Origin of the sequence: Spirosoma aureum (assembly GCF_011604685.1) — a bacterium.
In the GTDB taxonomy this organism is placed as follows: domain Bacteria; phylum Bacteroidota; class Bacteroidia; order Cytophagales; family Spirosomataceae; genus Spirosoma; species Spirosoma aureum.
The window spans coordinates 15,832-39,905 of record NZ_CP050063.1 but is presented as its reverse complement, the minus strand read 5'-3'; the positions used below and the strand labels follow the sequence as shown (position 1 = coordinate 39,905).

Sequence of the window (24,074 nt, the reverse complement as noted above, 5' to 3'; positions counted from 1 at the left end):
GTTAATAAAAAGCGGGTTCTTCGCCCGCACTACATTTTGGAGTGCAAAAGTACGGTAAAAGTTTGAGGCACAGTATAATTATTTAGAAAAAAACCAGACTTGTTCCGGTGTAATGCAGACTGCTAGTGGAATATCAGTTTGCTCGATTCCATCAATAGGATCGACCGGTTCTGCTAATGATAAACCAACGGTCAGGCAATCGGGTCGGCAGTTGGCCAGAAAACGGTCGTAGAAGCCACCTCCATAGCCAACCCGGTGGCCGCTTTGATCAAAGGCCAGGAGTGGTACAAGGACTATGTCGATACTGTCGGCCTTAATAGCTAATGATTGGTCGGAAACAGGCTCGGGAATGCCCCAGCGATTTTCGACTAAAACCGTATTGGGTGTAAGCTCGTAATGAGTAAGATGATGGGCCTTTGTGTCGGTTACAGAAGCAATAACCCGAACCGCCGGAAAGTCGGCCCAGAGCCGATGAATAATCGGCCAGGTATTGACCTCATTCTGGCATAGGATGGGTAAAAAAGTATGGACAGTAATGTTACCATCCATCCAGTTCTGATTAAAAAAGTGCTGGCAGATTTTTTGACTTCGGGCTTCAATCGCTGCTGCTGGCAACGCTTTTCGCAGACCAAGGTAGTAGCGACGTAGTTCAGCTTTTGTCATACGGCAGGTCACGTTAACCGACCTCAACGGAGGTATTATTCGAGGCAAAGCTGCATTCGGTAGTCGAAAGGATCAAATACCGACAGCATTTTTTGAAGAAACTTCCGATCGTTCAGGTAAAACGTCAGGAAATTTTCACTACGCTCCTGCAAACCACCATTGGGGAACAGTTCGTTCTTAACGGCCAGCAACTGCCGAACGCCAATTTCCTGATTGTGCTCTTCGGCCCGACGCATCTTTTTCTCCAGCCGGGCAACAGCATTGGCAAATCGCTTCGTTTCGGCCAGAACGGCTCGTTCAAGCGTAGGATCGACCATTTGCGCCTTATGGAGAATACTGTCCAGTGCTTTGTTGACGACTTTGTTTTCGTTGTCAAATTTGAGCGTATGCCGGGCATGTGTTTCAACAAATTCACGCTTCAGCAACAATGTATCTTTAAATAGTTCTTCCGGCGTTAGACCTAATTTTCGAACACGCTTCGCGCTTACAGTTGGTACATACATCGCAAAATTGCGGGGCATCAGAATGGGGAAAGTAGTCTGGAAATGCTCAAAAACAGGCTTTAATTGCAGCCAATAGGGCACTTCAGACGGTCCGCCAATGTAAGTCAGATTAGGCAGAATTGTTTCCTGATACAGTGGCCGAAGCACCACATTGGGACTGAATCGTTCCGGATGCTCATCCAGTAAGGCCAGTAATTCTGTTTCTGAAAACCGAAGCTTAGTATGCAGTACACGATACGTTCCATCTTCCTTGCGCTCGATGCGTTCGCGGAGTTGATCATCCAGGTAAAACAGATTGATATCGCGGGGCGTAATAACTGTCTTGTAGCCCAGATTTTCGAGTAATTCCGTTTGCTTTACCACCAGCTCACCAGCATGCTGATTGATCAGCTCATCCCGCATAACTGGGGCGAAAACACGTTTCAATGCGGCATCGTCGGCATCGAGGCAGACCAGACCTTCGGCTCCAAACAACTCATTGACGTAATACCGGGCGGCATCAGCCAGCGTATTGTGGTTCAGATAAGCCTCTTCAAATAGAGTGAGCTTTTCGGGTATCTGATTGAAGAGGGTCTTTAATTCCTGCGGATTTATACGCCCAACGGCTCCGCGTTGCTCGGTTGCCCAGGCATAATTTTTACCGAACAGCGAAAAATGATTGATCTCAGCAAAGTCGTGGTCTTCGGAGGCCATCCAGTAGATCGGCACGAAATTGTAGTCTGGATAAGCTTCTTTCAACTGACGCGACAGATTGATTGTCGTAATCAGTTTGTAAATGATGTAGAGCGGACCGGTAAAAATATTCAGTTGATGGCCCGTCGTAACCGTAAATGTGTTGGGCTGGAGCAGTACCGAAAAATCGGGCTTACTGGTAATCTGTGCGTACTGACGGTCGAGTGTATCAACCAGAATTCGCCGTTTCCCTTCGTCGAATGATTTCTCTCCGATCTGGTCTTTAAACGCTGACAGCTCCGGAAAACGATTGTAAAAAGGTTCTAAAGTATCTTTTTTGTTGATGTAATCGAGGAATAGTGGGGAAAACTGGCCGGTAGATGCTAGCGGCAGGTACTGACAGTCCATGCAGGTTGGGATTTATTCGGCTCAACAACGGAAAAACCCGCAAGGTTCGGGTTCGGTCGTAATGATCGGGCCTGAACCTTGCGGGTCTACGAAAACTCAGGAGACAACCTCTCCGTATAGATCAAATTCTTCGGCCCGATTAATCCGGACATTGGCGAAGTCACCCTGCCGAACATATTGATTGGCAGGCACAAGTACCTCGTTATCAACCTCAGGCGAGTCAGCTTCGGTGCGACCAATGAAATAGCCGCCTTCTTTTCGATCGAAAAGTACCTTATAGGTGTGGCCGACTTTTTTCTGGTTCAGTTCCTGCGAAATTCCCTGCTGAAGTTCCATCAATTCGTCGGCACGTTCCTGTTTAATGTCGGCTGGAATATCGTCGGGCATGGAGAACGAATGGGTGTTTTCTTCGTGCGAGTACGTAAACACACCCATCCGGTCAAAACGCATCCTTTCTACGAAGTCATACGTTTCTTCGAACATCGCGTTGGTTTCGCCGGGGTGACCAACAATGAGCGTCGTGCGGAGTGCAATGTCGGGGACTTTCGCCCGAATTGTCTCAATCAGTGCTTCCGTTTTTTCGCGGGTTATACCCCGGCGCATCAGTTTCAATAACTCGGTTGAGCCTGTTTGCAGGGGCATGTCGAGGTAATTACATACGTTCGGGCGATCGCGCATAACGTCGAGCACCTCCAGAGGAAAGCCCGATGGATAAGCGTACTGCAACCGAATCCAGTCTATCCCTTCCACATCAGCGAGTTGATTGATGAGATCGGCTAGATTCCGCTTTTTGTACAGATCCAGACCATAATAAGTCAGATCCTGAGCAATCAGAATCAGCTCTTTTGTGCCACGCCGGGCCAGTGAACGCGCTTCGGTGAGTAACTCATCGATTGGGCGCGATACGTGCCCTCCACGCATGAGCGGAATCGCGCAGAACGAACAGGGGCGGTCGCAGCCCTCGGCAATTTTCAGGTAAGCGTAGTGAGCGGGCGTCGTGAGAAGCCGTTCGCCAACGAGTTCATGTTTGTAATCGGCGCGGAGCGTTTTCAACATCCGGGGAAGTTCATTCGTACCGAACCACGCATCGACCGTTGGCATCTCTACTTCGAGTTCATCTTTGTAGCGATGTGACAGACAGCCCGTTACGTAGACTTTGTCGACGATGCCTGCTTCCTTCGCATCCACGTAGCGGAGAATCGTGTTGATCGATTCTTCTTTAGCGTTGTCAATAAAGCCACACGTGTTGATCACGACAATATTCGCGTCGTCTTTCTTCGCTTCGTGCGTCACGTCCATGCCGTTGCCCTTGAGTTGCGTAAACAGCACCTCCGAATCCACGAGATTCTTCGAGCATCCCAGCGTGACGATGTTAATTTTATTGGTACGTATTCCTTTCGTTTTCATTTGCTTCACTCATAAATAGACGCATCTTCAATGCATCGGCGAACAACTGCCAACTGACTTGGTCAGGGCTGATACTACCAGTCATAGTTTGGTAGTACCCATTTATATTTTCAAAGGAGCTAACGAACTGAGAAATGCCTGCAATGTCAGATTCTCCCATTCTTGTGGATGAGATTCTACTATTGTGTGTAACGTCCCAATAAGTATGCTAACTCGTTTCTAGACTTTTTATAATGACGCTAAAAGACCGCCTGATGCGTAATCTCTACGTTGATCGTTGACTGGCGGTTTTTCTGGACGTTGACTGGAAAAATATTGTTTTGGGTATCGGATAGATTCGCATAGAGTCCTTTGGGCTCCCGAACAATTATTGAATAGCGCCCAATGGGCAAACTCACGCAGAATTTCCCGTTTTTATCGGATCGTATGGTCTTTATCGGCTTTGCTTCTCCAACGGACTTGATAAATCCATTATCTCCGGCTTCGACCTGGCTCAGATTGAGGATCGGGAAAATGAGCACTTCACGCTCAATGGGCGTTCCACCAGCGTTTGCCCTTGGTGCGCCGGGGCCTGGCATCAGATTCCCACGCTTTTCAACGACGGTGCCGCAGATGCCCTGAACAGGTTTCTTTTGACGGACAGGCTTCGGACCTGCAAGTACTTCAGTGATTCCAATTGCTAAACCTAGTAAGATAAGCCAAGGGTAGAGTCGGCATATCCAGCGATTATAGCAGGAGGGTGAATTAGTACGCATAATGCTGTTTAATGAAAATCAGAAAATTCTCAGCCAGTTGAATCAGATGATTAATTTCAGCTAGTGGAAAATCTCCGTCTATATCATAATCCGCTATTTGTCGACGCTCAAACAAAACAGCAAAATCATCTTTGAATCGTTCAGGAATTTCTCCTGATTTTATAAAGTGTAATGAAAACATCTCACGAGCAGCCGAATGCCGTTTTGTAACGATGTCCTTGTCGGCTAGTAAACCGCGAACGAGCCAGAAGAAACAATAGTAACTTGATGTAATGGCACCATTAGGAAATTCGGTAGCGATCAACGTTTTAGCATTCGCTAAATACCCCTCTGCTTTCCTGATGCAATGGCTTAAATCCTCGCTCATAGATGCATTTCCCATCTTTTCTTACCTCACGGTAAAAGATACGATTTGAGGTAGAATAGTGGCTATACGAAACGACAATAACTGAGATAGGAATGAATGTGTCAAGATAATAGGCATTTCGAGCTGTAATTGTGGCGGATACTTCGGTAAATGGCGATACATTTTCTTCATCTAACACGACTAGATAATCGACGTCTGAATCGTCATGAAAGTCGCCACGAGCATAAGAGCCGAACAGGATAATTTTAAGTAGCCGATCTCCATAGTGTCGTCTCATCATGACGATCACGTCCTCGTTGACCAATTCCAAATCTTTTACAACTGCCATGATGTTCCTCATTTCTTGAAAAACGAATCCACGAACTCCATCTTGTTGAAGGTCTGCAAATCATCGATTTTCTCGCCAACACCGATGTACTTGACCGGAATCTTGAATTGATCCGAAATGCCGATCACGACGCCACCTTTGGCCGTTCCGTCTAGTTTTGTAATGGCCAGCGCCGAAACTTCCGTTGCTTTCGTGAATTCGGTTGCCTGAATAAATGCATTTTGACCGGTCGAACCATCCAGCACCAGCAGGACCTCGTGGGGCGCATCGGGAGTAAACTTTTGCATAACCCGCTTGATTTTGGTCAACTCGTTCATCAGATTGATCTTTGTATGCAGGCGTCCGGCAGTATCAATGATAACAACATCGGCCTGCATATCCGTTGCCGTTTTGACCGCATCGAACGCCACTGCCGAGGGGTCGGTGTTCATACCGTGCGAAATGACTGGCACGCCCACCCGATCACCCCAGAGCTTAAGCTGGTCAACAGCCGCAGCCCGGAACGTATCACCAGCGCCCAGAACGACTTTCTTGCCCCGTTTGTGAAACTGGGCCGCTAGCTTGCCAATGGTCGTCGTTTTGCCAGCGCCATTAACGCCGACAACCATAATGACATACGGTTTTTTGCCCGCCGGCAGGGCAAAGTCATCGCTGACATCTTCGGTATTATTGCTAGAGAGTAATCCTGCAATTTCTTCGCGGAGTATACGGTCTAATTCGTCCGTACCCATGTATTTGTCGCGGGCGACCCGTTCTTCAATCCGGCGGATAATTTTAACGGTTGTTTCAACGCCAACATCTGATGAGATCAGGACATTTTCGAGTTCATCCAGTACTTCTTCATCAATGGTCGATTTGCCGACGACGGCCCGCCCAAGCTTAGAGAAAAAGCTATCTTTTGTTCTCTCCAAGCCTTTGTCGAGCGTTTCTTTCTTTTCTTTTGAGAATAAGCCGAATAAAGCCATGTTATAATCAGTGAAATGGTCACAATGAGTAAGAGGGTCGATAGGTAAGGTTATATGATTCATCAATAACCCTTTTCTTCGGCCCAATAACTGGCTAACTGTTTTTTAACACAAAAAGTCCCACTAGGCCAATCAGGCTGTGGGACGTTTCGGTGTATTGATGTAGGAAATTGATTCCAACAGGTCCTAGCTTTTCAGCGCAGACTGTACTTCGTCAACCGGAACCATTTCTTCTTTGAAGGTATACGCGCCAGTTTTTGGCGATTTAACGGCTTTGATAATCTTAGCGAATGCTTTACCGTTATCCTTCGTTTTCAGGGTTGCAACTACCTTTTTTGCCATGACAGTTTATGCTTTGCGGTTTTACAGTTTTCAGATGCGATAATAGATCGGCGTAGCAAAATACATCATAAGCCGAAAACTATAAGCCCAGAAACTATTTAATTTCTTTATGCAGCGTTACTTTCTTGAGGAACGGATTGTATTTTTTCCGCTCGATACGCGCCGGCGTATTTTTCCGGTTTTTCGTGGTGATGTACCGGGACATACCGGGAACACCGCTGTCTTTCTGCTCGGTGCATTCCAGAATAACCTGGATTCTATTGGCGCCTTTCTTTGCCATTTCTAAAGTTCGTTTTCTCGATAAGGAGCGCAAAGGTACGAAATTAGTTTTGTCTGGCAAATACTTCGTCGATAAAAAGTGATGATTTGTAGTAGGTTAGCCCCAAATCAATAATCTTTTGGCTTTTAAGCCCATCTGACGACCTTTGCTACTAAATAGCTGCGGGTAACCTACGATCGTTTCTCAACAAGAATATAAACAGACTACGATCACCCGGTCGGCTGTTTGCTATAGATTATGGCCACGCAAACATTTCAATATGAGTATTCTCCCGGTCATTTTCGGGCCTCAGAACCCAACGTTTATCGGCCTGAAATGCTCAATGAAGGTGAGATGATTCTGAATATGGGGCCCCAGCACCCATCAACGCACGGTGTGCTGCGGCTTGAAGTCGTTACCGATGGTGAAATCATTGTGGATGTAGTACCGCATCTCGGCTACCTGCACCGTTGTTTTGAAAAACATGCTCAGAAATTACCGTTCAATCAGACCATTCCGTTCGTAGACCGGCTCGATTATCTGGCTGCCATGAACGCTGAACACGCATTTGTCATGGGTGTTGAGCGAATGCTGGGAATCCAGCATGATATTCCGAAGCGAACCGAATACATCCGGGTATTAGTAGCTGAATTAAACCGGATTGCGGCCCACTTTGTCGGGATCGGTACGTACGCACTGGATATTGGGGCTTATACTCCTTTCCTGTGGCTCATGCGCGACCGTGAGCACATACAACGGCTCCTCGAATGGGTCAGTGGTGCCCGAATGCTTTACAACTACATCTGGGTTGGTGGACTGTTCTATGATCTGCCCGTCGGTTTCGAAGAACGATGTCGCGAATTTGTGCAGTACCTAAAACCAAAACTGGTCGAGTTGCAGGAACTGGTTATCGAAAATGAAATTTTCGTGAAGCGCACGGCCAATGTTGGCGTATTGCCGTTGCCGGTAGCGATCAATTATGGCTGCACAGGGCCAATGCTGCGTGGATCAGGGCTTCGCTACGACCTTCGCCGGGTCGATGCTTACTCCGTTTATCCCGAACTTGACTTCGACATTCCGATTGGTGAGGGAATAATGGGAACTGTAGGCGATTGCTGGGATCGTAACAACGTGCGGGTGCAGGAGTGCCACCAGTCGATACGGATTGTGGAGCAATGTCTTGATAAGCTCACGACTGATTATCGCCGTACCCGCGACTATGACCCACAGGCGGTGGTGCCTAAGAAAATTCGTCCGAAGGCGATGGATTTTTATGCCCGCGCCGAGAGTGCCAAAGGTGAGTTAGGCTTCTTCTTCCGAACCGATGGCCGCTCTGATGTGCCGGTGCGCTGCAAAGCCCGATCCTGTTCATTTCATAACCTGTCGGTCATCAGCGAAATTACGAAAGGGGCTATGCTGGCCGATCTGGTTGCCGTTATCGGATCAATCGATGTAGTTATGGGTGAAGTAGATCGATGATGAGAGGACTCGATCTACTTACTGCAATACCAGAATATCGGGCGTATTACGTCCCAGCCCATCATAATCCAGGCCATAACCCAGTACAAAGCGATTTTCGATCTCGAAACCCACATAGTGCAGGTCAAGCTGCTTTTTCAGCGCTGCCGGTTTAAACAGCAAAGTAGCAATTGTCAGTGATGATGGTCCTTTGGCCTGGAGTTGGTCGCAAACTTCATAAAGGGTAAGGCCGGTATCAACAATATCCTCGACAACGATCAGATCGCGGCCTTCAATGGATTCGTTTAAACCCAGAATCTGCTTGAGCTGACCGCTGGATTCAGTAGCCGTATAAGAAGCAACCCGGATAAATGTGATTTCGCAGGGAATTGTCAGGTGTTTGGACAGGTCGGCTGCGAACAGAAAGGCTCCATTCAGGACGACTACGATCAGAGGTTGTTTATCGGCATACTCCTGATTAATCTGTTCGGCCAGTTCCTGAATGCGCGTTTGAATAGCCTCAGCACTAATAAACGGGACGAAGGTTTTGTCTTTAATTGTTATCATGTCAGCGTCTGCGTGGCGTCAAAGATACGCCTATGCTCAGGTAGCAGACAAAAAATCACTAAAAAATAACTGTTTGCAAACGTACTGCCAGCAGATTACGTTGATAAAGAAAGAATAAGCTAGTTTCATAATAAAGCGATTTAACGGATGAAAAAAGCATTGTTGACGGTATGGCTCATGGGATTAGCTGCCGTAGCGCAGGCCCAGTTGTACGATCCGTCGGCGTTTGATAAGAAATATGATGGGTTATTGAAGCACCCTGGCGTTCAGATCGAATCGGCGGAGGCTATTAACCTGATGTATAATTACAAGTTTTATGAGGCTGACAAAGAGTTTCGGTGGCTGCGACTGCGTTACCCGAAGCACCCAATGCCTTATTTTCTGATGGGCTTAGCCGAATGGTGGAAAATCGTACCAAACACGGATGTGACAGATTACGATGACCGCTGTCTGGCTCTGATGGACACGACGATCACGCTGGCTGAAAAACTTTACGACGAAAGTGATAACAAACTGGAACCGTCATTTTTTCTGGCGGCTGCCTATGCGTTCAAAGGGCGGCTTTATTCGGAGCGTAAAAAGTGGACAAAGGCAACGTTTGCGGGTAAAAATGCGCTAAAGTATTTTGAGAAGTGCAAGGGGAATGCCGACTTCAGTCCCGAATTGCAATTCGGCGATGGAATGTACGATTATTACGCCCAATGGATACCCGAAAATTACCCTCTGCTCAAGCCGATTCTGATGTTTTTCCCTAAGGGAAACAAAGTCACCGGCATCAAAGAGTTGGAAAAGACGGCGAATACCGCGTTTTATACGCGTGTGGAGGCTCGATACTTTCTGATTCAGATCTATAGTATGGAGAACCAGTACGACAAAGCGTACGAGATGTCGAAGTACATGGCAGAGCAGTATCCCGACAATCCATTTTTTGAGCGCTATTATGCCCGATCTGCCTTTGTGACGGGCCGTTTGAACGAAGCGGAACGAATATCAAAGGACATTCTGGCGAAAGTGGAACGGACTCAGTCAGGTTATGAAGGCGTTAGCGGTCGCACGGCGGCCTATGTTCTCGCCTACATCAACCAACTGTTTTACAAAAATCTGCCCGAGGCAAAAAAATACTATCAGCAGTCTATTGACTTTGCTAAACAGACCAATGCGCTGAATGCGGGTTATTACTGGTCGTCTGTGCTGGCTTTGGGGAAAATTGCGAATGAAGAAAAGAACTATGATCAGGCGCAGGCTTACTTCAAAGAGGTGATCGACAAATCGGAACGGAAGTCAAGTCAGCATAAAGAGGCTAAAAAAGCACTGGACGAGTTGAAGAAATCGCGCCGGGACGAGCGAAGAAAGCGTAGGGAATAATATATTGATTAGTACATAGCAAAGAGCCACCCGCCAGTCCGAAATCGGATAAAAGCGGGTGGCTCTTTGCTATGTACTAATCAAAAAATCAAGGGATTGGCAATACTTTGCTCTCCTTAAATGTAGACATGATAACCATTGTCTGCGTGCTGGCAACTTCATCAATCTCGTTGATAACGTCCAGCATCAGAGCCTGGTAAGAAGCAATATCCTTTGCAATAACTTTCAGCAGGAAGTCGCCAGAGCCAGTGATGTGGTGGCATTCGATAATCTCGGGGATTTCATTCGCTCTGTTAACGAATGACATCGTGGTTTCTTTCTTGTGGCCCACAAGGGTCACCATCACAAATGTCGTAACACCTAAACCTACCTTTTCGCGGTTCAGTTGAGCGTGGTAGCTCTGAATAATACCCGATGTTTCGAGTTTTTTAACGCGCTCCAAGGTGGGAGCAGGAGAAAGACCTATTTCTTTAGAAAGCTGGGCGTTGGTGATTTTAGCGTTGGCTTGCAGAATTTCTAATACGTTGCGATCTATCTGATCTAATTTATGGCTCATACTCAAAGCGGTCTGTTGGAAACTTCGTTTCGGGATGTCGCAAAAATAGTACCTTTTTGGCTGAAAATAATCTAAAAAGATGTTGATATTTTGCAAAAATCAGAAGAATTTTTTCTTATATCTTATTTAAGCGGCACAAAACTAAGGGAAATCTATAAGATACCAAATGTGACACTTATCGTCCGGTTATATTATTGAATGTTACCAGTCTTTGTCTATTGGCTTTAAACCGGGCATCATTAACAGCCGAGAATGCTGCATGTTTTGTCGAACGACGTTGTACTCGGGCCCGCCACCGACGCCAGGATGACCGTTTTAATTCCCGTCGCATGACTAAAATGACATCCTGCTCCGAAATGCCAAACTGAGCTTCGATCGCGTCGAATGGCGTGCGATCTTCCCACGCCATTTCAATAATACGATCGATATCGGCTTCGCTCAACGACTGAATTTTTTTGGATCGATTCATACTGGCCAAACAGACTGATCAGACGAAGTGTTTTGTGTAAATGAAAATGCGCAGGAAATCAGATCTGCCAGTCAAAACCTGCCCGATCTGCAATCGACCGTTTACCTGGAGGAAAAAGTGGGAACGCGATTGGGATAACGTTATTTATTGCAGTGATTCCTGCCGGGCAGCCGGTAAAGAACAAAAATTGCCTTATCGATAAACGTAGGTATGCTTTCCGATCGTTATTTTTGGCGATTAACCTGCTCTGTCAGATGCGCTCAATTGCTTTTCTTCCTCTTCTTTTGATTATCTTACTTTGGAATGGTTGTCGCCGTCCAGAGCCTGTGGTTACGAAAAGGCCACCCGTCGCTGCCAGACGGCCCCCCATTAGTAAACCCGCCCCACCGAAACCCAATGCTGCGAAGCCCGAGCCAGCTAAACCTACCCCTGTAACAGCTATAGTGCCTGCTAATAAGCCTGATACGATTGAAGCTGAAAGCGTAGCTGATCAAATGCCCGTCGAAAACGGCCCCGTTCCGCCAAAGCGTGAATTTCGGGCGGTCTGGATCGCAACGGTCGATAATATTGACTGGCCAAGCAAAAAAGGACTACCCGTTGCAGACCAGCAGCGGGAAATTGTAGAGATGTTCGATCAGCAACAGCAGATGGGAATCAATGCAGTGGTCGTTCAGGTTCGATCAGCCGCTGATGCGTTTTATGCCAAAAGTTCTGAACCCTGGTCTGAATGGCTAACCGGCCAACAGGGATTAGCACCTGCGCCGTTCTATGATCCGCTTGAATTTATGATCGAGCAGGCACACCAGCGTGGTATGGAATTTCATGCCTGGTTTAACCTCGATCGGGCTACATTTAGTAAAGTGTCCAGCGTTGCCCCAACGAATATTATTTATCGCAAGCCAGAATGGGTCTTTACCTATGGTGGGCGTAAACTATTCAACCTGGGTATGCCTGCTGTACGCTCGTATATCGCGGGAATAGTCGCGAATGTGGTGCGCGAATATGATGTCGATGGTATTCATTTCGATGACTATTTCTATCCATTTGGTGTTACCGGGCAGGCATTGCGTGACGACAATATCTATCAGGCCAATTTCAATGGCATGAAAAAGGAAGACTGGCGACGCGACAACATCAATAAACTAATTGCTGAGCTGCGCGACTCGATTCGGAGCAATAAGCCGTGGGTTAAGTTTGGTATTAGCCCATTTGGTATCTGGAAAAATAAGAGCAACGATTCCGAAGGGTCGGCCACAACCGGCGGGCAGTCCTACTACGATCTCTATGCGGATACCCGAAAATGGGTTCGTGATGGCCTGATCGATTATATCGTTCCTCAGGTCTACTTCAGCACTGAATTTAGCCGGGTGCCTTATAAAACACTGGTCGAATGGTGGACCCGAAACTGCGGGAAGTGTCATCTCTACATCGGACACGGAGCCTATCGGGTTGGGCGTGGTTCGGAGCGTGATCCGGGTTGGGGACGAGCCACTGAATTTCCCGATCAGATGCGGTATAACCGACAGCAACGGGCAGTACAGGGAAGCATATTTTTTAGCGCCAAATCCCTGAAAACGAATCCGCTGGCAATCCGCGATTCACTCCAGGCGAACTTTTACCGCTATCCGGCTTTAATTCCACCAATGACATGGCTGGATAGTATTCCGCCGTTGTCGCCCCGCGATTTGAAAGCGGCTGATACGGCAGAAGGCATTGAGTTGTTCTGGCAACAACCCGCCGAAGCGGAAGATGGCGACGGGGCAAGCTATTACATTGTCTATCGCTTCGAAGGTATTCGGGCCCGCTTACGTCTGGATGATCCCCGGTGCATTGTGGCACAATGTGTGGGTGAATCGACTACCCGCTTCGTCGATAAAACGACCGATCCAAAGAAGAAATATGTATACGCTGTTACGGCAGTTGACCGGCTGCACAACGAAAGCAAAGAAGTCATCGTAAAGGTGCGATAGGTCGCATCAGGATGACTGCATGACGGAGGCCATAACATCGTCAATGGACCGGGCTCCGGGAAAGAAACTGGCCAGTTTAAGCAGAATGCCCTCTACGGTAGCATCAGGGCAGGATGCCCCGCAGGTTAAAAGAATGGTAACGGGTTCGCTGGCAGCTTCATTCAGGCGTGGCAGAAAGTTTTCGGTGACCACTTCCTGCCTGGTATGACTATTGTAATGGCGAATCAGGTTATTCGACAGAATTTTCTGCTCTGACTCAATAAAGTACGTTGGGAGCTTCTCTTCGCAAAGCTCAACGATGTGTGATGTATTGGATGAATTGTAGCCGCCAGCTACAATGGACAGATCGGCAGGGTAGGTCAAAAGTGCGTACGTTGCGTCCTGATTGTCATTGGTAGCATAGCAGAGCGTATCGCGCGTATTCGCAAAATAAGGGTCAATCTGGTCGGCCGAAGCAGTCTCGCCAAGGTTATGTTTCTGGCTCATTACCTGTTTCAGATAGTCAGCAATACCCTGTGTATCAGAAGCCAGCATCGTTGTCTGGTTAACCACGCCAATGCGTTGTAAATCGCGGGTTGGGTCGAAACCGTTGGAATATTGACCGGCAAACTCGGTATAAAACTGTTCGGCAGGCGACTCGCCGGTTATGTATCTGACCAGGCGTTTTGTCTGCTCCATGTCTTTTACTACCACGGTTGGGCCAGATTCTTTGCTGTGAGAAAAAGTAGCCCGGGTTTCTTCGTGGTTCGGCTTGCCGTGAACGATAATGGTGTAGTTTTTCTGGCCAATTTGCCCAGCCTTATTCCAGACTTTTTCGACAAAAGGGCAGGTCGTATCGTATTTTTCAACATCCAGCCCAATTGATGCCAGCTGGTTTTGGGTTTCCAGCGTTGTTCCAAATGCTGGTATAATGACAACATCGTCGGGCGTTAGTTCAGACCAAGGAATGAGTTGGCCGCCCTTTGTGTCCATAATAAAACGAACACCCCGGTCCTGCAGGTCGGCATTCACATCGGGGTTATGAATCATTTCGCTAAGCAGGAATATACGCTTACCTGCGTTTTCTCCAATCGCTTTGTAGGCAATTTCAACGGCATTTTCGACGCCATAGCAAAAACCAAAGTGCCGAGCAATTAAAAACCGAACCGGGCCGAAATCGAGAAGGGTAGGTGTAAAATCCCGTTTTAGTTTATCCCGTTTCCGTCGAAATTCTTTCAGAGGAGTAATAATGTTGCTACGGTAATAGTCGGGAATGTCGAACGATTTCATTGACGTAAAGAGTGAAGAGCAAAAGAATGAAAGAGCAATAAGCGCTTATTTCTTTACTCACTATTAACCACGTTTGTCATTAGAACAGCAGAACAAAAGCCTACGTTCGCTACAAATTTAATCACTTCTCTTAACGACTCCTTGTCAATCTTATGCCGAAACGGTTATTGAAATACAAAAATTACGATGTTCATAGTATCACGACCGCTGTTGGAATTGGTACGACAGACCAGCGCTATAATGCCAATATTGTTACCTGGCTCATGCAAACCGACATGAAAATGAGGGTGCTGGCCATTGCCCTCTATAGGGTCGATTACACTATTGAGCTTGTGCGTGAAAGTGGTATTCTCAATGTGAATCTGCTCGCGACGGACCAAAGCCGACTGATTCGAACGCTTGGGCAGCAATCGGGGCGGGTCGCGAATGGAATCTATAGAGACAAGTTTAAAAATTTACCCTATACCCTTGATGAACGCGGCTGCCCGTACCTGACAGAAGCAATTGGGTATGCGCAGTGCCACGTGTTGCATAGCACAGATGCTGGTGACCACGAGCTGTTTATCTGTGCCGTGCAGAAACAGATTGTACTCAATCCGGAAAAAGAAGTGATGACCTATGCATTTTTGAAAGCACATAAATTGATACGAGGCTAATTGGAGGCTTTCATTATATTTGGGTATAGTCACACTATAACCTTCTCGAAACCAACTCTTTCAGTTATGTCCGCTGCTGCTATTCATCCTGCCGACCAATGGTCTTGGTGGCGTAAGGTATTGTTTCGCTTTTGCTGTATTTATCTGCTGTTGTACATAACACCCTGGACGTGGCTCGGCGATATACCCATTCTGAGTCTGATCGGTGACTATTATGGTAAAGCCGAAACCTGGCTTGTGACGCTTGCCAACCAGTACATCTTTCACATAAAGGACGTGCTGGTGCCGCTGAATGGCAGCGGAGATACGTCGTATGCATATGCTCAGTTGTGTTTTTTTACGGGGGTGGCCGTTGTGGGTGCAGCCGGCTGGACACTTTTCGATAGACGGACAAGCTATAATACAGCTTACTACTGGCTTCTGGTGCTGGTTCGGTATTTCGTCGCCATGATGTCATTGAGCTACGGTATCATCAAGCTGTTTGGGTTGCAAATGATATTTCCCTCGTTAAGTGCATTAGCTACGCCACTGGGCGACCTATTGCCAATGCGATTCTCCTGGTATTTCATTGGCTATTCGACACCATACCAGTTTTTTTCGGGAGCCGTGGAGGTATTGGCCGGAGTATTATTGCTGTTTCGCCGTACCAGCACCCTGGGAGCGCTTGTGGCTGCAAGTGTATTTCTCAATGTCATGATGATGAACCTCTGCTACGACATTCCCGTCAAGCTGTTTTCTATTCATCTGTTTGTGTTCAGCAATTTTCTCTTGGTAAGCGATGCCCAGCGGCTGCTTAATTTCTTCATATTCAACAAGCCAACGCAGCCTGCATTCCTTTTTACGATGCCTAAAAAATGGATGCGTACAGCGCAGGTTGTTCTGAAAATTGCGTTCGTCGGCCTGTTTTTAGTATGGCCTATAGCTAGATCGTACCAGCGTTGGTTAGCCTCGAAAGAAATGCATACCACCAACAAACTAGCTACTGGCTTTTTTACGGTCGACCAATTTCAGGGCAGTGTTGCCGATAGTTTACGCTGGAAAGATGTCGTTTTTGAAGCGACCAATTCGGGGAGTATTCAAACGGCGGATACGCTATTCCGGCAACGGTATCGTCGGGGCTATTTTAGCTACGAGCTCGATTCGCTGGCTCATACCATTGCCTTCAAAAAAAATGCGGCTGATACGACCACCCTTTTCTCGATGCAATACACCGTGCCCGACTCCAATCACATTCAGTTGCGGGGAAAAATTCGCAATGACTCCGTTCTGGTGGCTCTCAAACGGCAGCCTCGGCATTATCAGCTCACCGAACGGCAATTTCACTGGCTTTCGGAAGCGAATCGATGACGAACAACGGCTTACAGCTCCAGAACCCGCCCCAGAATATCATCCAGATATTCGCGTGAATTGGCCAGCCGTGGTACTTTATGCTGACCACCTAACTTGCCGCGCTGTTTCATCCAGGCATAGAACGTACCACGCGGAACAACATGAACACGGGGGCGTTTCAAGACCATGTCGTTGTAGCGCTTGGCGTCGTAATCGGAGTTGATTTCGCGCAGCGTTTCATCTAAAAGTTGGTTGAAGTGCTGTTGGCTGTTGGGTTCCCGCGAGAATTCGATCACCCACTCATGGCAGCCGTTCGCGCCGTTGCTCATATAGACCGGCCCGGCGGTATAATCGGCAATAACAGCACCTGTTGCTTCACTGGCCCGCGTAATGGCTACTTCAGCATTCTCAACGATAACTTCCTCGCCAAAAGCGTTGATGAAATGTTTCGTTCGTCCGCTGACTTTTAGCCGGTGAGGGTATAGTGAGGTAAAGCGTACGGTATCGCCAACTTTATAGCGCCACAAACCGCCATTTGTCGAAACGACAAGCGCGTAGTTTTTATCCAGCTCGACCTCATCAATGGTCAGGGCTTTGGGAAATGGCTGATCGGCTTCGTGGAATGGGATGAACTCGTAGAAAATACCATAATCAAGCATAAGCAGCATTTCACCGATACGGGATAGATCGTCCTGAATGGCGAAGAAGCCTTCCGATGCGTTGTAAACCTCCTGATAACGAATGGTATTTGCCGGAAAAACCTGCTGCTGGAATAGTTCGCGGTACGGCTGAAAATTAACCGCCCCGTGAATCATCACTTCAAAGTTTGGCCATACTTCCAGAATGTTTGACTTTCCGGTTAGTGCGAGAATTTTGTCAATCAGAACCAGTCCCCAGGTTGGAGCACCCAGCATGCTCGTCACATTTTCCTGTGATGTGATCTCAGCCATGCGCTCCATCTTGGCTTCCCATTCATCCATGAGGGCAATTTCAATCGACGGAGTACGGATAACCTGCGCCCAGGTCGGCAGGTTCTTCATCACCACCGCCGAAACGTCACCAGCGGCACTGTTGGTGCTGTGGGGATTTTGATGCAGGCTGCCACCTATAGAGAGTCCTTTCCCTTCGAATGTCCGCGTATCAGGGTAGTTGGCCACATAGAGAGCCATCATGTCTTTCCCACCCTTAAAATGACTTTCGTCCAGTGATTCGGTCGTGACCGGAATGAACTTGCTACGGGCATTGGTCGTGCCCGACGATTTTGAAAACCAGCGTACGGGCGAGGGCCAAAGCACTTTGCTTTCGCCTTTCATAACGCGCTCTATATATGGATAGAGGTCTTCATAGCTCGAAACAGGAACCTGCTGCTGAAAGTCGGCAATCGTGCGAATGGATTGGTAATCGTGCTTTTTTCCCCATTCCGTTCGGCGACCTGCCCGGATGAGCTGCTCAAATACCTTTTGCTGCACCGGACCGGGATATTTCATCATGGCTTCGATGCGGGGTAAGCGTCGTTGCAGGAGCCATTTGAGCGTAGTATTCAGGAAGGTCATACCGTTAAAATACGCGTAAACTAACCTACTTGGGTAGATTAGAGATAGAAACTTACAAAAGCACCAGTTAGTTTACAAACTACCTGTTCGATTAGGGTAATCGGTAATTAGCCCATCAACACCCCACTCTTTCAGGCGTTTCATGTCATCCTGCTGATTAACTGTCCAGGGAATGACCTTGATGCCCTTTTCATGCAGTCGGTCAATTTTACGCTGACTCAAGAGCCGGTAATAGGGGCTGTAAATATCGGGTTTGAAGCCTAATTCATCTATGTTTTTTTCGACACTACGAAGGTTTTCAACCAGCGCCGACAGCCTGACATTAGGATATTTTCCGGCGCCGGCCTGTTGTTTCCAATATCTGAGTGTGGCAAAGTCAAAACTTTGAATAACAACGCGTTCGGTAGGTAACTGCTTCTTGATAACCTGTTGTACAAGGTCACAGAAATCGGCTGGCTCCGGCTGGCTTTTGTTGTACTCCGACGGTTCGCTCTTAATTTCAATATTGTAGGAAAAGTCAGGCAGATTTTTGGCCGTTCGGTAGGCTTCTGCCTGTTCTATTACCTCACTTAATAAAGGCTTATAAACCTTGAGCTTTTGTTGCTCGGGATAGGCGGCATTGCCGTTAGAGCCGACGTCATAACGCTTGATATCGGCATAATTCATCTGATAGAACACCAGGCTTTTCTGGTCTTTTTTATCTACCGGTTGCCCATCCGGGCTTATACTATAGGCTGCACTGAAATAAGGTTCATGCGAAACAACGACCTGCCGATCTTTACTGATTACGACATCCATCTCCAGGGTCGTAACCCCAAGATCGAGGGCTTTCAGGAATGCCGGAATGGTGTTTTCGGGCATCAATCCCCGGCAGCCCCGGTGTCCCTGCAAGTCGAAAACAGGAGGAGACAGAGACGTAAAGGCGGTGGCAATCATGCAACTAAGTAGAACGTCAAAACGCATGCAGTTCACTGAATGGAATGCTCAAAAGTACAATTTCTTTTTTAGTAAGGCTTTTTTTCTGCAACTCGCGATGATTGAGATAAATAACCACCACCCCAACTATACTCTATTTTCCGCTTTAGTCCGGTTGCTTTTACTGGTGTAATAGACACATCTGTAGCTTTTATCCGCTCATACCTTGCCCGTCCGTTAGTTTCTGCAAAAACACGCATGGGCCCGTTATTTTGCGTGGCAAAATAATAGAGTTGCCCATTGGCCAATAGAACTGAGGCTGATGATTTTGCATCACCATCGACAATAAAACCAGACTGCGCGGGTGATAATGGCTTAAAATGCCCATGCCCATCTCCTAATAAACATAAGCCCAGGCTGGCATCCTGCCACCCCGATAGTATTTCTGTCGCGAAATCGTTGCCCGTCAGCAGTATATCCAGATTACCGTCGTGGTTCAAGTCGTTGGCCACTGTCCCGAATACGGTCGAAAACTGGGCTTCAATCGGCAGCTCGTGAAGCATAAGCGTTCCTGCCCGATTTTCAATATAGGCCGATGAACAGTAGGTCGCTTGTTTATGAATTGCCTGTTTTTGCTGCTCGTTATCCAGCAGATCGCTTAGTTTCATTTTCCCATAGCTGGCATACGACGTCATTTTCTTTTTGAACGACGGAACCTGATCCGTCAGAACATCACGCGGGTGAACAGGGTATTCAGTTTCACCGTTGAAAAAACTCAGAATAGGGTCCAGCGTGCCGTTTTTATCATAGTCAGCAGCGTAAACTGATATTGGATGTGAGGCCGATGCCTGTAAACGACTGTTAAGGCCCAGATTACCCGCTATGTAATCCAGATCGCCATCGTTGTCGAAATCGCCTGATGTAAGACTATTCCAGAAGCCAACCGCTTTTTCCAGAGTTGGCATCTTCAGAGGTGTTAACCGGCTACCCCTGTCATTTTTGAATACGGTGATAGGCATAAACTCACCCGCCAGCATCAGATCAGGCCAGGTATCGTTGTCAATATCGGTCCAGAGTGCCGAGCAGATTAATCCCGCCTGGCCAAGTCCGGGTGCGAACCGATCAGTTATGTCGGTAAAGTGCGGAACTGATCGGTTATTTCCTCGCTCGCTATTCCTTGTTGCCAGTCCATCATTCCGGAGCAGATAGCTTCTCGCTGGCTCCGGAAAGCGTTGCGGTACGATGCGTCCACCCACAAATAAATCGAGGTCGCCGTCGTGGTCGAAGTCGGTCGCTACGATGCACGAACCGCTCGATGTTGTGTTTGGCAATGACGTGGCAGACGAGCGAAAATTTCCTCGCCCATCGTTCAGGTACAAGCTGTCCTGATAGCGAGCTTCATTTTTGCCAAACTCGGTGCTGCCATGAACAGCATACAGGTCAAGGTCACCATCAAGGTCGGCATCGAATAACAGAACGCCGGTTTCTTCGGGCTCTTTTGCCGGACGATCTTTGCGCTGAAAACGATTTTTGCCCGAGGGGTCGATTTGTTGCAGAAAAAATGTGCCACCTCGGTGAGCCGCTCCAGCAATGTAAATATCGTCGAGTCCGTTGCCATCTACATCCCCAACTGCTAAGCCTGGCCCGATCTGTGAATGTTTATGGGAGAGCAGTGTTTGCTGGGCTTTATAATCCACAAAATCGTCTTCCTGATGCTGAAAAGACAGCCCAAGTGGTGCCGAAATTTCAGTAAGCAACGAGTTGGCTGGCACTTTTGACGGTAAAGAAGCAGATGGAGAAATTGCTTTCTGCTCATCCAGTGTCAACACCTTAGATAGCCTTATGTTCCGGAGAATCTGCGCGTTGCCCGACGGCCATACGATTTTTAGCGAATCGATACGTTGTGCGTGACCCAAACCAACATGAATACCCGACTCCATCGTGGACAGATAGCCGCGCTGCCGGGTATATTCTGTGTAATGCATAGTGCCGCCTGCCCAAATCGTTACTTTGGCTCCCAGCCCTTCCCGATTTCCGGGTTTACCAATCAGGTTTATCTTCAGAAACCGATTGGCTGTCGAATCGGTGGAATGATCAACGGTTCGGTTTCGATACAGAAAGGCAGGATCGTTGATGTTGTTCATGACTACATCCAGATCGCCATCGTCATCGAAATCGGCATAGGCAGTGCCATTCGTAAAGGAAGGTTCACCCATGCCCCAATCGTTAGCCACGTTCGCAAAATGAAGATCTCCTTTGTTATGAAACAGGAAGTTTGGCTTATAAACCGGTTCTAATTCCTCGATTCGCTTCAGCAACTGAGCGCGTCGGGCGGCATCGGTGCCGAACAGTCCGGCGTCGCGATTGTAGCTGATAAAATCGAGGTCTGTAATGTCTTTCCGATAACCATTCGTGATCAGTAAATCGCGAAAGCCATCATTATCCAAATCCGCGAAAAGGGCGCTCCAGCTCCAGTCGGTTGCAGCCGTACCGGCCAGATAGCTGATGTCGGAAAATAAGGGCATGGTGCCAGAACCTTGACCTCTATTCAATTGCAGCACATTCCGGACGTACTGCGGCTGATAGTTCAGCCGTCGGGCCATCTGAAAACGATCATAGGGAATGGTGGCAAACATGGTCTTCTGCCGTAAATTATCATCAGGTAGCATATCCACAACGGCCAGATCATTCAGACCGTCGTTATTGATATCAGCTATGTCCATGCCCATGCTGTTGTGGCTCTGATGCTTCAGGGCTTCAGCGATCTTATTACTGAATGTCCCATTCTGGTTATTGATGAGCCAGACATCGTTGGACTGAAAATCGTTGGCTACATAAATATCAGGCCAGCCGTCCTGATTCACATCGTTGACAACCACGCCTAATCCCCATCCTTCGTGAAGCAAACCGGCCTGTTCCGAAACGTCGGTGAAGTGCGGAAGTAAGCCGGGAGGGGTAGGGGAGTTAGCTTGCGAATTTGCTCCCTGCGCTTTATACACTACTACCTGACCATCATTCCGAAAGAGTTTATCCCGACTTTTAGCTGAACCGTCATTACGGGGGCCAGTAACGTTATTCCGGTTATAGGCCTCCAGCGCATTGGTCAGTAGAAAAACATCCAGATCACCGTCCCGATCATAATCCAGGAAGGTGGCCTGGCTGGAATAACTTGAATCGGCCAGCCCGACTTCCCGGGCAACCTCCTTAAATTGGGGTGTACCCGCAGCGTTGTTACCCTGATTGAGAAAAAGCAGGTTTGGAACTACCCGATTGCGGTCGGGATGAATGGTTGACACGTAAATATCCTGCCGACCATCCTGGTTAATATCGGCAACGGCAACGCCCGTACACCAGAATTTAGTGCCGACGCCTGCCTGCCTGGTTATATCCTCGAATTTAAAATCGCCTTTATTGAGGTATAAGCGGCTGGAAACCTGATTGCCCGCAAAAAATACATCGCTCAGTCCGTCGCCATTGAAATCGCCAATGCCAACGCCACCGCCATTGAACATATACTCGAATTCCAACACGTTCAGTGAGTCGGTTTCAGTAATCGTATTGGCAAAGTCGATACCCGTTTGTTCGGTAGTGAGACGCTCAAAACGGATAGGCTGGTGGGTACAGCTGGCTAGGAAAAAGAGCAGGAAGCCGCTCAGTCTGAACAGATAATGCATAATCGAAATATAGACAAAATCCCCGGCTCGGCAACGAAGGCCAGCCGGGGATTTAACCCTCTACTTTTACTTGGTATGAGTTAATAGCCCGGATTCTGGTCCTTCTGGCTTAGTTTACTGTTATTGTCCAGTTCCTGTTGTGGAATGGGCATCAGTTCCTGTTTGCCTTTCACGAAATACGAAAAAGGTTCTGTTTTGAGCTTGTTCTGTGCCCGCCAACGCAGAATGTCACGATTGCGGATTTGCTCACCCGCCTGTTCGACCCGCTTTTCGTGCATGATAGCACGAAGCACTTCATCCTTGCTATTGACTGGATATTTAGCGGTCGGGTAAGCAGGCATCGCAACGCTTTTTCTGGCCCGAATCTGATTGAGCAGCGTGATCGCATTCGCCATATTGCCCGTTTCGTTTTCGGTTTCAGCCATCATCAGGAGTACCTCCGCATAACGAATCAACCGCATATTGATGCCCGATGTATAAAAGGTTTCGTTATTTTTATACATCGCTGTATACTTCCGCCAGCTAATTTTCTGCGCTACCCCATTGAAGAGGATCGTATTGCCCTGTACCTGTGAATCCATCAGGGTATTCAGGCCATTATTGTAGGTATCGCCAATGAAATAGAAATTGAATTTCAGGCGCGGATCGGTTTTGGCATCGCCTTTTGCCGTATGTTCATATTCAGCTACTAAGCTCTCCGATGGAATCAGGTTGCGCCAGCCAATAGCTGAGTACTCCTGACTCCGGGTCATGTTTTCATTCGCGCCATTATCATTACCATCAGCGTCCCAGTTGAACCCACCAACCAGCGAAAACCCGATTTCAAAGATCGACTCTGAATTGAACTCAGTTTCTTCGATGAAGTTGTCCATGTACTCATCGGTCAGCTTGTAGGTACCCGAACTAATGATGGACTGAAGCTGTGTTTTAGCATTTGCGTAGTCGCCTTTTTGCATATAAACCCGTGCCAGCAGTGCCTGAACGGCTCCTTTGGTTGACCGGCCAAGGTCGGCTCCACTGAAACTGGCGGGGAGATCAGCCTGAATTGCCAGCAAATCGGTCGTTAGCAGTGTATAAATATCATCTACAGAGGATTTCGGCTTTGTTCCATCGACGTTCGTTACGTAGTCCGTATACATCGGAACTGCTCCCCAGATAGTGACCAGATCGAAATAAGCCAGTGCCCGCAGAAATTTTGCTTCAGCGACGACCCGCTTCGCCAGCGTTGGATTGTCCTTAACAGCAGCGCCATTATCAATCACCACGTTTGCCCGGTGTATGGTCCGGTACAGCCCATTCCAAACGGAAAACGCTACCGCATTTGTCGGATTCTGAGCGCCAATCAGGATTTGACTTCGGGGCGCTTCCAACTGGCCCCCGCCCGTTGCTACATCGTCGGAGCGGAGGTCGTTCAGGAAAAACCACTCGCGGCCGGTCAGATTCGCACTTTGCCAAATGGCATACACCGAATTGACACCTTTAAGCAGTTCATCAGACGTTTTATAGTAATTATCGGTAATAACCTGATTAGGATTCACTTTGTCGAGGCTACTGGTGCTGCATCCGAAGAACAGCCCCATTGCCACTATACCTGTGGACCAGTATGTAGATTTCATAGTGACTT

General features: G+C 47.8%; 23 protein-coding genes. 6 read left to right on the top strand and 17 right to left on the bottom strand.

Features of this window, described 5'->3' with window-relative positions; all coding sequences use genetic code 11:
* Positions 1-78: 78 nt before the first annotated feature.
* The 9 genes from G8759_RS00175 to rpmG form a co-directional block, all read right to left on the bottom strand.
* Entirely contained in the window at positions 79-663 is a 585-nt protein-coding gene (locus tag G8759_RS00175; protein ID WP_167204166.1) for a 5-formyltetrahydrofolate cyclo-ligase, read from the bottom strand.
* Between the two features lie 35 nt (positions 664-698).
* Positions 699-2,246, bottom strand: coding sequence for a bacillithiol biosynthesis cysteine-adding enzyme BshC (gene bshC, locus G8759_RS00170; RefSeq protein ID WP_167204164.1), 1,548 nt, complete (start codon positions 2,244-2,246; stop codon positions 699-701).
* 96 nt (positions 2,247-2,342) lie between these two features.
* The gene (rimO, locus tag G8759_RS00165; RefSeq protein ID WP_167204162.1) at positions 2,343-3,653 is read right to left on the bottom strand and encodes a 30S ribosomal protein S12 methylthiotransferase RimO; all 1,311 of its coding nucleotides are present in this window, start codon (positions 3,651-3,653) and stop codon (positions 2,343-2,345) included.
* Between the two features lie 239 nt (positions 3,654-3,892).
* A complete protein-coding gene (locus G8759_RS00160; RefSeq protein ID WP_167204160.1) occupies positions 3,893-4,408 on the bottom strand; it encodes a hypothetical protein in 516 nt (171 codons plus the stop codon).
* Positions 4,398-4,775 carry a HEPN domain-containing protein gene (locus G8759_RS00155; protein WP_167204158.1) on the bottom strand — a complete coding sequence of 126 codons (378 nt, stop codon included), beginning with the start codon at positions 4,773-4,775 and terminating at the stop codon, positions 4,398-4,400. Before G8759_RS00155 ends, G8759_RS00160 begins: the two co-directional genes overlap by 11 nt.
* Positions 4,717-5,055 carry a nucleotidyltransferase domain-containing protein gene (locus G8759_RS00150; protein ID WP_167204156.1) on the bottom strand — a complete coding sequence of 113 codons (339 nt, stop codon included), beginning with the start codon at positions 5,053-5,055 and terminating at the stop codon, positions 4,717-4,719. The genes G8759_RS00155 and G8759_RS00150 overlap by 59 nt, the downstream gene beginning before the upstream one ends.
* Positions 5,056-5,111: 56 nt before the next feature.
* Complete coding sequence (gene ftsY / locus G8759_RS00145) at positions 5,112-6,068, bottom strand: signal recognition particle-docking protein FtsY (RefSeq protein WP_167204155.1); 957 nt, start codon at positions 6,066-6,068, stop codon at positions 5,112-5,114.
* 186 nt (positions 6,069-6,254) lie between these two features.
* Positions 6,255-6,410, bottom strand: coding sequence for a DUF4295 domain-containing protein (locus tag G8759_RS00140; RefSeq protein ID WP_080238052.1), 156 nt, complete (start codon positions 6,408-6,410; stop codon positions 6,255-6,257).
* Between the two features lie 94 nt (positions 6,411-6,504).
* Positions 6,505-6,690 (bottom strand): 50S ribosomal protein L33, encoded by a 186-nt coding sequence (gene rpmG, locus G8759_RS00135; protein ID WP_012929817.1) that lies wholly within the window; start codon positions 6,688-6,690, stop codon positions 6,505-6,507.
* Between the two features lie 237 nt (positions 6,691-6,927).
* Here rpmG and G8759_RS00130 point away from each other — a divergent pair, with 237 nt between their 5' ends.
* Positions 6,928-8,148: an NADH-quinone oxidoreductase subunit D gene (locus G8759_RS00130; protein ID WP_167204152.1), complete on the top strand. Its 1,221-nt coding sequence runs from the start codon at positions 6,928-6,930 to the stop codon at positions 8,146-8,148.
* An 18-nt stretch (positions 8,149-8,166) separates the two neighbouring features.
* On the opposite strand, the gene hpt is transcribed toward G8759_RS00130, so the two are convergent.
* The gene (gene hpt, locus G8759_RS00125) at positions 8,167-8,694 is read right to left on the bottom strand and encodes a hypoxanthine phosphoribosyltransferase (RefSeq protein WP_167204150.1); all 528 of its coding nucleotides are present in this window, start codon (positions 8,692-8,694) and stop codon (positions 8,167-8,169) included.
* Positions 8,695-8,841: 147 nt separating this feature from the next.
* On the opposite strand from hpt, the gene G8759_RS00120 reads away from it, so the two are divergent.
* Positions 8,842-10,059: a tetratricopeptide repeat protein gene (locus G8759_RS00120; RefSeq protein ID WP_167204148.1), complete on the top strand. Its 1,218-nt coding sequence runs from the start codon at positions 8,842-8,844 to the stop codon at positions 10,057-10,059.
* 88 nt (positions 10,060-10,147) lie between these two features.
* Here the strand turns inward: G8759_RS00120 and G8759_RS00115 are convergent, their stop codons facing one another.
* Together G8759_RS00115 and G8759_RS00110 are read right to left on the bottom strand one after the other, a co-directional pair.
* The gene (locus tag G8759_RS00115) at positions 10,148-10,615 is read right to left on the bottom strand and encodes an Lrp/AsnC family transcriptional regulator (protein WP_162388905.1); all 468 of its coding nucleotides are present in this window, start codon (positions 10,613-10,615) and stop codon (positions 10,148-10,150) included.
* Positions 10,616-10,790: 175 nt separating this feature from the next.
* Positions 10,791-11,084 (bottom strand): TIGR03643 family protein, encoded by a 294-nt coding sequence (locus G8759_RS00110; protein WP_167204146.1) that lies wholly within the window; start codon positions 11,082-11,084, stop codon positions 10,791-10,793.
* A 40-nt stretch (positions 11,085-11,124) separates the two neighbouring features.
* Here G8759_RS00110 and G8759_RS00105 point away from each other — a divergent pair, with 40 nt between their 5' ends.
* Positions 11,125-11,286: a DUF2256 domain-containing protein gene (locus tag G8759_RS00105; RefSeq protein WP_162388903.1), complete on the top strand. Its 162-nt coding sequence runs from the start codon at positions 11,125-11,127 to the stop codon at positions 11,284-11,286.
* Between the two features lie 52 nt (positions 11,287-11,338).
* Positions 11,339-13,054 carry a glycoside hydrolase family 10 protein gene (locus G8759_RS00100; RefSeq protein WP_167204144.1) on the top strand — a complete coding sequence of 572 codons (1,716 nt, stop codon included), beginning with the start codon at positions 11,339-11,341 and terminating at the stop codon, positions 13,052-13,054.
* A 6-nt stretch (positions 13,055-13,060) separates the two neighbouring features.
* Here the strand turns inward: G8759_RS00100 and G8759_RS00095 are convergent, their stop codons facing one another.
* Positions 13,061-14,323: a 4-hydroxy-3-methylbut-2-enyl diphosphate reductase gene (locus G8759_RS00095; RefSeq protein WP_167204142.1), complete on the bottom strand. Its 1,263-nt coding sequence runs from the start codon at positions 14,321-14,323 to the stop codon at positions 13,061-13,063.
* Between the two features lie 152 nt (positions 14,324-14,475).
* On the opposite strand from G8759_RS00095, the gene G8759_RS00090 reads away from it, so the two are divergent.
* Complete coding sequence (locus tag G8759_RS00090) at positions 14,476-14,979, top strand: flavin reductase family protein (RefSeq protein ID WP_167204140.1); 504 nt, start codon at positions 14,476-14,478, stop codon at positions 14,977-14,979.
* Positions 14,980-15,045: 66 nt separating this feature from the next.
* Positions 15,046-16,326 (top strand): hypothetical protein, encoded by a 1,281-nt coding sequence (locus G8759_RS00085; RefSeq protein ID WP_167204138.1) that lies wholly within the window; start codon positions 15,046-15,048, stop codon positions 16,324-16,326.
* A gap of 11 nt (positions 16,327-16,337) precedes the next feature.
* Here the strand turns inward: G8759_RS00085 and G8759_RS00080 are convergent, their stop codons facing one another.
* From G8759_RS00080 to G8759_RS00065, 4 genes are all read right to left on the bottom strand, one after another.
* Positions 16,338-17,861, bottom strand: a complete 1,524-nt coding sequence (locus tag G8759_RS00080; protein WP_167204136.1) for a GH3 auxin-responsive promoter family protein — start codon at positions 17,859-17,861, stop codon at positions 16,338-16,340.
* A 72-nt stretch (positions 17,862-17,933) separates the two neighbouring features.
* Positions 17,934-18,797 (bottom strand): glycerophosphodiester phosphodiesterase family protein, encoded by an 864-nt coding sequence (locus G8759_RS00075; RefSeq protein ID WP_167218577.1) that lies wholly within the window; start codon positions 18,795-18,797, stop codon positions 17,934-17,936.
* Between the two features lie 68 nt (positions 18,798-18,865).
* A complete protein-coding gene (locus G8759_RS00070) occupies positions 18,866-22,450 on the bottom strand; it encodes a VCBS repeat-containing protein (RefSeq protein WP_167204134.1) in 3,585 nt (1,194 codons plus the stop codon).
* 80 nt (positions 22,451-22,530) lie between these two features.
* Positions 22,531-24,066: a RagB/SusD family nutrient uptake outer membrane protein gene (locus G8759_RS00065; protein ID WP_167204132.1), complete on the bottom strand. Its 1,536-nt coding sequence runs from the start codon at positions 24,064-24,066 to the stop codon at positions 22,531-22,533.
* Between the last annotated feature and the right edge of the window lie 8 nt (positions 24,067-24,074).